This window comes from Streptomyces sp. sk2.1 (assembly GCF_008120935.1).
GTDB lineage: Bacteria > Actinomycetota > Actinomycetes > Streptomycetales > Streptomycetaceae > Streptomyces.
The window spans coordinates 1-9,622 of the sequence record NZ_RDBO01000204.1 but is presented as its reverse complement, the minus strand read 5'-3'; the positions used below and the strand labels follow the sequence as shown (position 1 = coordinate 9,622).

Here is a 9,622-nt window from a genome sequence, read left to right as displayed (position 1 = left end):
GCTGACGGCCCCGGCGTCCAGGTGGTGGACGGTGGTGCGCAGGATGCGCTGGATCCGTCTGTCCCGGTGCACCTCCTCCTGCCCGCGTGCCACCGCGCCCCGCCCGACCGGCAGCGGGGCGGTGAGGCGGGCCAGGACGGCCCGCACCGCTTCGGCGTCCGGCGGGGACAGCCGCCACCGGTCCTCGGCCAGCAACCGCCGGGCCCGTTCGCCCTCCAGGACGAGCACGCGGTCGTGCAGCACGGCCGGTTCCTCCGGCCGCGTGTGCGGATCCGTCACCGCCTCCCCCATCTCCCCGTCTCCCCTTTCCATCTCCCCTTCCCGTTCTCCCGGTCTCCCCTTTCCCGCCAGGCCGGGGGCCAGGGCGGTATCGGCGTGCGGGCCTCGGCGATAACCCATGGATAAGGGTGCCGCCTACCTTCGGGTTCCATGCAGGAGGCTCAGACCTGAAAGGGGTTTGCCGCATGGACTTCCGGATTCTCGGGCCGGTGGAGGCCCGGCGTGAGGGGGACCGGATCACGCTGTCCGGTTCCAAGGTGCACACGGTCCTCGCCGCGCTGCTGCTCGCGCACGGGCGGGTCGTCTCGGACACCCGGCTCAGCGCGATGCTGTGGGGGTGGGACCCGCCGGTCACCGCGAACGCGCAGATCTACACGTACATGTCGCGGCTGCGCAAGCTGCTCGGCGACGGGGTCGAGATCGTACGGTGGCAGCCGGGGTACATCCTGCGCGCGCCCGGGGCCCGGATCGACGCCGTCGAGTTCGAGCGGCTGGACCGGCTCGGCCGTGAGGCGCTGCGGGAGCAACGCCACGCCGATGCGCAGGCGCTGCTGGGCCAGGCGCTGGGGTGGTGGCGCGGTCCGGCCCTGTCGAACGTGACCGAGTTCCTCCTGGAGGCCGAGCTGCCCCGGCTGGAGGAGGCCCGGATGCTGGCGCTGGAGAACCGCATCGAGGCGGATCTCGCGCTGGGCATGCACGAACAGGTGACGGCGGAGCTGACGGGGCTGGTCACCGAGCATCCGGTGCGGGAGCGGCTGCGGGCGCAGTTGATGACCGCGCTGTACCGGTGCGGGCGGCAGGCCGACGCCCTGCAGACGTACTACGAGGGGCGCAAGGTGCTCGTCGACCGGCTGGGGGTGGATCCGGGTGAGGTGCTCGGGGCGACGTACCAGGCCGTGCTGGGCGGGGAGTTGCGGCTACGGGGTGCAGGAGCGGCGCGGGGGCGGTCCGATGTCCCCACCATGCTTCCCGCCGCGGAAGGTGATTTCGTCGGCCGGGCCGCGGAACGGTCGCTGCTGGCCGCACGGCTGGCACAGCGGGCGGAGCGGCCCCGGCGTCTGCTGGTGACCGGGATGGCGGGGGTGGGCAAGACGGCGCTCGCCGTGCGGGCCGCCCAGGACAGCGCGGGCCGTTTCCCCGACGGTCAGCTCTTCGCCGAGCTGTGCGACCGCGACGGCAGGCCGAAGGATGTCGGCAAGGTGCTGGTGCGGTTGCTGCGTGCGCTGGGCGAGCCGGGTCTGGACGAGGACTCCTCGCGGGCCCCGGACCGGGACGAACTGGTCCGGCTCTACCGGGCGCGGACCTCGGGCAAGCGGCTGCTGGTCGTCCTGGACGACGCGGCCGGTGATCTGCAGGTGGCGCCGCTGCTGCCCGCGAGCCCGCAGGCGGCCGTGCTGATCACGAGCCGGTCCCGGCTGGCCCGGGTGGCCGGGGCGGACACCGTGGCCCTGGCGCCGCTGGACGACGGGGAGTCGCTGGCGATGCTGGTGGCGGCGGCCGGTGCAAAGCGGCCGGCGAAGGACCCGGACGCCGCCGACGACCTGGTCGCCTACTGCGGGGGGCTGCCGCTGGCACTGGCCGTGGTGGGCGCGCGGATGGCGGCGCGGCCGTCATGGCCGGCCGGCCGGTTCGCGAACCGGCTCGCGAACCCGGCGCAGCGGCTGGCGGAGCTGTCGTTCGGTGATCTGGACGTGCGCAGGGCGTTGCTCCCGTCGGTACGGCGTCTGTCCTCGGCCGGTCCGCAGGCGCTCGCGATGCTGTCGGATGCCGGTACGGAGCCGTTCTCGGCCCGGGATGCCTCAGTGCGTGCGGGGGTGTCGGAGGAGGAGGCCGAGCGGGTGCTGGAGCTGTTGGTGGACACCGCGCTGCTGGACCTGTCGGGGCTCGATCCGCAGGGGCTGCCGCTGTACCGGTGTCATGAGCTGGTCCTGTTGTACGCGGCAACACCGGACCCGGCCGCTTTCGCCGCCCTGCCCCCCGTACGGGGTGCGACGGCCATGCACGGCGCCACCGCGGCCGGGTGACCGCGGTGGCCGGGGCGCGGGTGGCCGTGCCGTTCACGAGGCGGTTGCCATGCGGGGGCTCACCATGTTCCGCAGGTCCAGGAGCGGGCCGGGATCCCGGGGACGAGGGCGGGGGCTGGGGCGCGGGTCTCTCGGACGACGGTCACGCGTCGGCGACGACGCGTTCGCGGGGCGCCGGACGCCGGCCCGGACACGTTCGCGTTCCTCACCAGGTGTACGCGCATCCGACCACCGGCGCAGCGGGGAAACCGGGCGGACAACGGCACGGTGCCGGACCGAGCGGGGCCACAGTCCCGATGTCCGTCATCGGCCGAGGCTCCCGCCCCCGGCGGCGGGAGCCGGCCCCTCAACCGATGTGCCGTGTCGCGCTGTGTTGTGTTGTGTTTCGGGGGCGCCGGCCAAGCCCGGCCGACGCCCGGGGGGGGTGTCACTGGCAGGCGCTGATGACGTCCGCCGGGCGACCGCCGAGTGCGACGCGGCCGGGGATCAGGGTGGCCGCGGCGGTGAGCAGGGCGGCCAGGCCGAGGACGCCCAGGAACATCGGCAGATCGAGGGAGGGCTGGGCGGCGCCGGTCATCCCGATGCTGAAGGCGGTGAGGACCGCGAGGGAGATGGCGGTGCCCAGGACCGCGGCGACCAGGACGATCAGGGCGGACTCGATCCTGAGCATCGACATCACCTGGCGCCGGGTCGTGCCGACCAGGCGCAGGAGGGCGAACTCGCGGGTGCGGTCGGAGACCGACATGGCCAGGGTGTTGACCACGGCGATCGCGGTGAACGCGATGATCAGGCCCATCGCGAGGTAGTTGACCTCGGCGTTGGACTGCTGGACCTCGGCCTGGAGATCGTCGGCCCGGGTGCGGTCCAGGACGCCGGTGCCGGGAAACTGTTCTATGGCTGCGGCCAGTTGTTCGCGGCCGGCCCTGCCATCACCGGTGGTCTTGACCAGGACAAGGGAGGCGAGCGGGTTGTCGACGTGCCGGGCCACCAGGGTGTGGGGCATGGTCAGGTCGCCGAATCCCAGGCCGCGTTCGTAGACGGCGGCGACCTTCAGTTCGACGACGGTGGCGTCGCCGAGTGTGACCTTGAGGGTGTCGCCGGGCTTCTTGCCGAGGTGGTCGGCGGAGACGTCGCTCATCGCGATGCTCCTGTCCCCGAAGTCCTTGAGGCTGCCCTCGGAGACGTCGGGGTCCCAGTTGGTGGTCAGGCCCTGGGTGGAGATGCCCTGGGCGGGGTACTTGTCGAGGCCGACGCGGACCTGGGTGCGGACGATCTCGGTGACCTGGGTGACGCCCGGCACGGTGCGCAGTGCGTCGGTGGCCCGGGCGGGAACGCCGGGGCCGTCGGAGGCGACCACCCAGTCGGCCTTGTTGCCGGCCTTGGCCTGGGCCGTGGCGGCGTCGCCCATGGTGGTCTGCACGAACAGGACGGTGCAGGCCATGCCGATGAGCAGGACCAGGGGGGTGACGGCGGCGGCCATCCGTTTGGTGTTGGCCCGGGCGTTGGCGGTGGCGAGGTGGCCGCCGACGCGGGAGAGTTTCAGCGGGATGCCCAGGACGGCGACGGCGATGCGGGCGATGGCCGGGCCGAGCAGCGAGACCGCGACGGCCAGGACGACGACGGACAAAAACGTGACGGGCTGCGAGGCCGGTTCGGTGCGCAGGAAGCCCAGCAGGACGACCACGCCGATGCCGAGGGCCAGGACGAGGATGCCCGCGCCGAGCCGTCCCCGGGCGTAATGGCGCTGTTCCATGGATGCCTCGGACAGGGCCTCGGCCGGACGGATGCGGGCGGTGCGGCGGGCGGAGATGCGGGCCGCGACCCAGGCGCCGAGCAGGGCCGCGCCGACGGCGGCGGCGAACGGTACGAAGCTGAAGGTGAGTTCGAGGGTGTCGGGGATCGCCTTGAAGTCGATGAACTTGCCGTGCAGCCAGTACGCGATGGGCAGGCCGGCCACCGAACCGAGGCCGCCGGCGAGGCCGCCGATGATCAGGGCCTCTCGGCCGATCAGCCGACGGACCTGTTTGGGGGTGGCGGCAATCGCGCGCAGCAGGGCCAGTTCGCGGTGGCGCTGCTGGATGGACAGGGCGAAGGTGCCGACGACGACGAGGATCGCGACGAGCAGCGAGGTGCCGCCCATGGCACCGCCCATGGAGACGAGTTTGATGCGGGCCTTGCCGGCGTCGAGGAATTCGATGGGGCCGCGTTCGCCGCCGGTGGCGACGGCGTACCTGCGGCCGTCGCCGTCCAGGGCCTTCTTCGCCTGGTCGGCGAGGTCGGACGGGGAGACGCCGGGTTTGGGCAGCAGGCCGAATGCGGTGATCTGGCCGGGTCGTCCGGACAGGGTGCGGGCGGTCTCGTCGGAGAAGAACAGGGAGGTCTGCTGGTGCAGGTCGCCGTCCTGGGGCGCGGCGACGCCGCTGACCTTGTAGGTGGTGGGGGCGCCGGTGGACTGGATGACGAGGCTGCTGCCGGGCTTCAGGCCGGTGCGGGTGGCCAGTTCCCGGTCCAGGACGACGTCGTCGGGGTTGGTGGGTGCTTTGCCGTCGGTCAGTTCGAAGGGGGTCAGTTCGGCGGAGGACCAGGCGTGGCCGTAGGAGGGTTTGTTGTCGATGCCGGGCACGATGCGGCCCTGGGGGCCGACCGCGTAGGCGGGGAAGTTCGTCTCGGGCACCGCCTTGCGCACGCCGGTCAGGGCGGTGAGGGTCTGGAGGGTGTTCTCGGGCAGCCAGACCCGTTCGGCCAGGGGCTTGGCCTTGTGCTTCTGCTTGACCTTGCCCTTCTTTTTCTTGACGGTGGTCTGGTGGACGTTCTGGTCGGCGCCGACGACGACCGGGGCGGCGGCGTAGCGTTCGGTGGCGATGGTGCCGCGCAGGCCGGTCTCCAGGAGGATGCCGCAGGCGGTGACCAGGGCGGCGGCGCAGAACAGGGCGAGGAAGGCGCCGATGAAACCGCCTTTCCTGGCCTTGAGGGTCTGCAGTGCGTAACGCAGCATCAGGCCCACGCTCCCAGGTGTGTCATGCGCTCGGCGACGAGGTCGGCGGTCGGGGCGTCCATCTGTCCGGCGATCTTGCCGTCGGCCAGGAACAGGACGGTGTCGGCGTAGGAGGCGGCGACCGGGTCGTGGGTGACCATGACGACGGTCTGGCCGGTCTCGTCCACGCAGGTGCGCAGCAGGGAGAGGATCTCCTTGGCGGTGACGGTGTCGAGTGCGCCGGTGGGTTCGTCGCCGAAGATGACGTCGGGGCGGGTGATGAGGGCGCGGGCGATGGCGACGCGCTGCTGCTGGCCGCCGGAGAGTTCGGCGGGGCGGTGGGAGGCGCGGCCGCCCAGGCCGACGCGGCCCAGGATCTCGTCGAGCCAGCTCCTGTCGAGGCTCTCGCCGGCCAGGCGCAGGGGCAGTTCGACGTTCTGGCGGACCGACAGGGACGGGATGAGGTTGAAGGCCTGGAAGACGAAGCCGATGCGCTGGCGGCGCAGTTTGGTCAGCTGGGTCTCGTTCATGTCGTTGAGCTGGGTGTCGCCGATGTAGGACTGGCCGGTGGTGGGTTTGTCGAGGCCGGCGGCGCAGTGCAGGAAGGTCGACTTGCCGGAGCCGGAGGGGCCCATCACGGCGGTGAAGGAGCCGCGCTCGATTTCTACGGAGACCCCGTCCAGGGCCCGTACGCCTCTGGCGTTCCTGCCGTACACCTTGGTCACGTCGGCCAGTCGAAGGGCGTGTCCCCGATTGACCGTGTTGTAGCCGTTGTTTCGGGAAGAGCGGCTCGTCTCGGTCACCATGTTGCGACCTGTCCTGTCCATAGTGTGGTTCCGGGTCTCAGAGGGATGGTTTTTGAGCGTGCAAGGCATCGGGTCGAGCGTGTTCCGCACTTCTATATTCGATCTATTTATGGGCGGTTCGGTGCGGTTGGGATGGTGTCCGGTGGTGGGAGAGGGTGCCTCTGCGGCGGTCGATCAGGGCTGCGGCGGCGAGGCAGGCATCGCAAAGGGGTGATGCGGTGGGCTGCGGTCTTGACGGTGATGTGCAGGAGGAAGGAGGGGTGCGCGAGGAGCCTCTGCGGGGGGGGCGGGGCAGTACCCGCACCGCCCCGCGACACCGGTCCAAGGCGCCGGACCGACCCGGCGCACCGGGCAATATCGCATCCCGTACCGGCCCGGCGTACCGGGGCGGCGCCGTGCCCCGGGTCCCGGGTCCTGTGCCTGTGCTGGTTCAGGGTGCTGGGGCGGGGTGGTGTGTTCCGTGCGGGTTCAGCAGGTGTCCGGCGGCAGGTTTCCCGACGGGTTCTGCGATGGGTTTTCCTGTCTGGTGGGTGATGGCGGGAAGCCGTCGAGTTCCCGGGTGGCTTCCTCCTGCCAGTGGGTGGCGCCTCTGAGTGTGAACAGTTCCTTGGCGCCCGTGAGTTCGGTACGGGCCTCCTCGTGGCGGCCCAGGTCCCGCAGGAGCACGCCGAGTTTCAGCCGGATCGAACCTTCGACCACGGGGTTGCCCAGCCTGCGGGCGATCTTGCGTCCCTGGACGTAGGCGGACTCGGCCGATTCCAGTGCGCCGAGCGCCGCACGGGCCTGTCCCAGTCCGTACAGGGCGTGGGCCAGGCCGTGGGTGTCGGCCTTGGCCCGGGACAGTTCCTCCACGCGCAGGTAGGACTCCTCGGCCTCCCGGGCCCGGCCGGACAGCAGTTGGGCGCTGCCCAGCCGGTACAGGCACTGGGCCAGGCTGCGCGAGGAACCCGACCGCATGGACTCCGCGACACGGACCGCTTCGCGGGCGTGGCCGAGGCTGGCTTCGTGGTTGCCCCGGTCGAGTTCGAGCTGGGCCATGTTCTGCAGGACGGAGGACTGCGAGGACAGGTCGCCGGCCTCACGGAAGACGGGCAGGGCCGCGCGCAGCCGGTCGGCCGCCGCGTCGGGGTCGCCCTGGAGGCGGTGGACGACCGCGAGGTTGCGCAGGACCAGGGCGCGGCCCAGTGGTTCGTCCATGACCCCGTACAGTTCGAGTGCTTCCTGGGAGCGTGTTTTGGCCTCGTCCATGTGCCGGCGCATCAGTGCGGCGGCTCCCAGGTGGTGGAGCATGACCGCCTGGCCCAGGCGGTCGTCGGTCGCCCGGGCGGCGTGCAGGGCGTGCAGGGCGCAGTCGTGCCAGTTCTCGACGTAGCTGCGGGTCTCGAACAGGACGGACGTGCAGCCGGTCAGGTCCCAGGCCAGGTCGGCCATGCCCATGGCGGCGGCCTGTTCGATCATGCCCACCAGGCACAGGCGTTCGGCTTCGAACCAGGCCAGGGGGTCGGTGAGGAGTTCTTCGAGCAGGTCGGTGTCGACGGGGTGGGGGCGGGTGGTGCTGTGGACGATGCCGAACTCGCCGCCGCTCTCGCGGCGGTGGGCCTCGCGGGCGATGGCCAGGGCGGTACGAAAGACGCGGCGCAGGGCGTCCTGCCAGTCCTGGCGGGGTTCTTCCTCCCGGGCGCGTTCTCCGGCATACAGGCGCAGCAGGTTCTGGAAGCGGTAGCGCAGCCGGCCGGTCGCGTCGGTGCCGACGGCTTCGAGGAACTGGGTGTCGACGAGGTCTTCCAGGAGCAGTTCCGCGTCGATGACGTCGACGTCGAGCAGGGCGGCGGCCACCCAGGAGGTGAAGTCGGGCACGGCGGTCAGGCCCAGGCGGCGGTAGAGGCGGGCGGCGTCGGGGGACAGGTAGCGGTAGCTGAGCTCGAAGCCGGCCCGAACCCGGGAGGCGCCCTGACTCAGTTCGTCGAGTCTGCGGCGTTCGTCGCTCAGGCGAGTGACCATGTGACGCAAGGGCCAGTGGGGTTTGGAGGCCAGGCGGGCGGCCGCGATCCGCAGGGCCAGCGGGAGGCGGTCGCACAGCTCGACCAGACGGGCGGCGTCCGGGCGGGCGGCGGCGATGCGTTCCTCGCCGGCGATCCTCGCGACGAGATCGACGGCCTCGCCCGGCGGCAGGACACCCAGGTGGATACGGGCCTGCGGCGGCCAGGTCACCAGTTGCTCGAGCTGGTCGCGGCTGGTGACGACCGCACAGCTGGCGCCACTGCCCGGCAGGAGCGGGGCGATCTGGGCATGGGTGCGCGCGTTGTCCAGGACGATCAGCACCCGGCGTTCGGCCAGCAGGCTGCGGTAGAGCGCGACACGTTCCTCCAGTGCTTCGGGAATCTGCTGCCCCGGCACGCCCAGCGACCGCAGAAAACGGCCCAGGACATCGGCGACGGAAGCCGGTTCGTGCCGCTCGTCGTAGCCGCGCAGGTCCGCGAAAAGCCGGCCGTCGGGATAGTCATCGGCCGCCCGGTGCGCCCAGCGCAGGACCAGGCCCGACTTCCCGACCCCGGCAACCCCGGTGACCAGGCCGACAGTGGGAGTCTGCGACGCGGCCGGGGAACGGGCCATCAGCATGTCCAGAGCCGCCAGCTCCCCCTCACGGCCGGTGAACCCGGGAATGTCGGGCGGCAGCTCGAAAGGCACCACCGCCTCACCCCCCGCCACCGCGATCTCCCCGACAGCGGCCGACAGCAGACCCCCGGCCGGGGCCAGCGACGGATCGTCCCGCAGGATCAGATCATGCAGCTCCTGCAGGTCCGGCCCAGGCTCCAGGCCCAGCTCCTCGATGAACTGCTCGCGGGCCCGGCGGTAGGACTCCATCGCCTCCGCCCGCCGCCCGGCCCGGTACTGCGCCAGCATCTGGTGGTACCGCGTACGCTCACGCAGCGGATTGTCCTGCACAACCCCGCCGAGCTCGGGCAGCAACTCGTAATGCCGCCCCAACGCCAACCGCAGAGCCGTCGCGTCGTCATACGCGTTCAGCCGCCGCTCCCCCAACCGGGCCGCTTCCTCCTCCACCAGCATCCCCGACACTCCCGCCAGAGCCGACCCCCGCCACAGGTCCAGGGCCCGGCGATAACAGGCCTCCGCATCACGCGGACGCCGCTCACGCACCGCCTGTTCCGCCCGCGCCACCAGAACGGCGAACTCCGCCGCGTCAACATCATGGCCCTCCGCATCCAGGAGATACCCCGGATGCGTCGTCACGATCATGTCGCTCCCGGCCCCTTGCGCCTTGAACGTCTTACGGAGCGCAGCGATCACAATCGCGATCTGAGTCCGCGCCGTAGCCGGCGGACTCCCGTTCCACACCTCATCCACCAACGTATCCRCCGGCACGATCCGGCCAGAATTCAACAACAAAAGAGCAAGCGTGGTCCGCTGACGCGCCCCACCGATCACGACCTCCCGATCGCCCGCATCGAGGGAATCCGCGACGGCACATTCGTCTCCTGGCCCCTGGAGGAGTACCGCACACTCTTCCCCGGACGACC

General features: G+C 71.5%; 4 protein-coding genes and 2 pseudogenes. 2 read left to right on the top strand and 4 right to left on the bottom strand.

Going from position 1 to position 9,622, the window contains the following annotated elements; genetic code table 11:
* Window positions 1-243, bottom strand: a pseudogene (locus EAO76_RS42480) (hypothetical protein); the annotation flags it as partial.
* Between the two features lie 221 nt (window positions 244-464).
* Between EAO76_RS42480 and EAO76_RS42475 the strand changes: the two are divergent.
* The gene (locus EAO76_RS42475; RefSeq protein ID WP_148841558.1) at window positions 465-2,303 is read left to right on the top strand and encodes an AfsR/SARP family transcriptional regulator; all 1,839 of its coding nucleotides are present in this window, start codon (window positions 465-467) and stop codon (window positions 2,301-2,303) included.
* Window positions 2,304-2,730: 427 nt separating this feature from the next.
* Here EAO76_RS42475 and EAO76_RS42470 read toward each other — a convergent pair whose 3' ends face one another.
* From EAO76_RS42470 to EAO76_RS42460, 3 genes are all read right to left on the bottom strand, one after another.
* A complete protein-coding gene (locus EAO76_RS42470; protein WP_187439038.1) occupies window positions 2,731-5,298 on the bottom strand; it encodes an FtsX-like permease family protein in 2,568 nt (855 codons plus the stop codon).
* Complete coding sequence (locus tag EAO76_RS42465) at window positions 5,298-6,083, bottom strand: ABC transporter ATP-binding protein (protein WP_148841559.1); 786 nt, start codon at window positions 6,081-6,083, stop codon at window positions 5,298-5,300. Before EAO76_RS42465 ends, EAO76_RS42470 begins: the two co-directional genes overlap by 1 nt.
* A gap of 468 nt (window positions 6,084-6,551) precedes the next feature.
* On the bottom strand, window positions 6,552-9,467 hold the full coding sequence (locus EAO76_RS42460; protein ID WP_262376231.1) for a BTAD domain-containing putative transcriptional regulator: 2,916 nt from the start codon (window positions 9,465-9,467) through the stop codon (window positions 6,552-6,554).
* Between EAO76_RS42460 and EAO76_RS47880 the strand changes: the two are divergent.
* Window positions 9,357-9,622 (top strand): annotated as a pseudogene (locus tag EAO76_RS47880) (hypothetical protein); the annotation flags it as partial. The gene EAO76_RS42460 and the pseudogene EAO76_RS47880 sit on opposite strands and share 111 nt — an antisense overlap.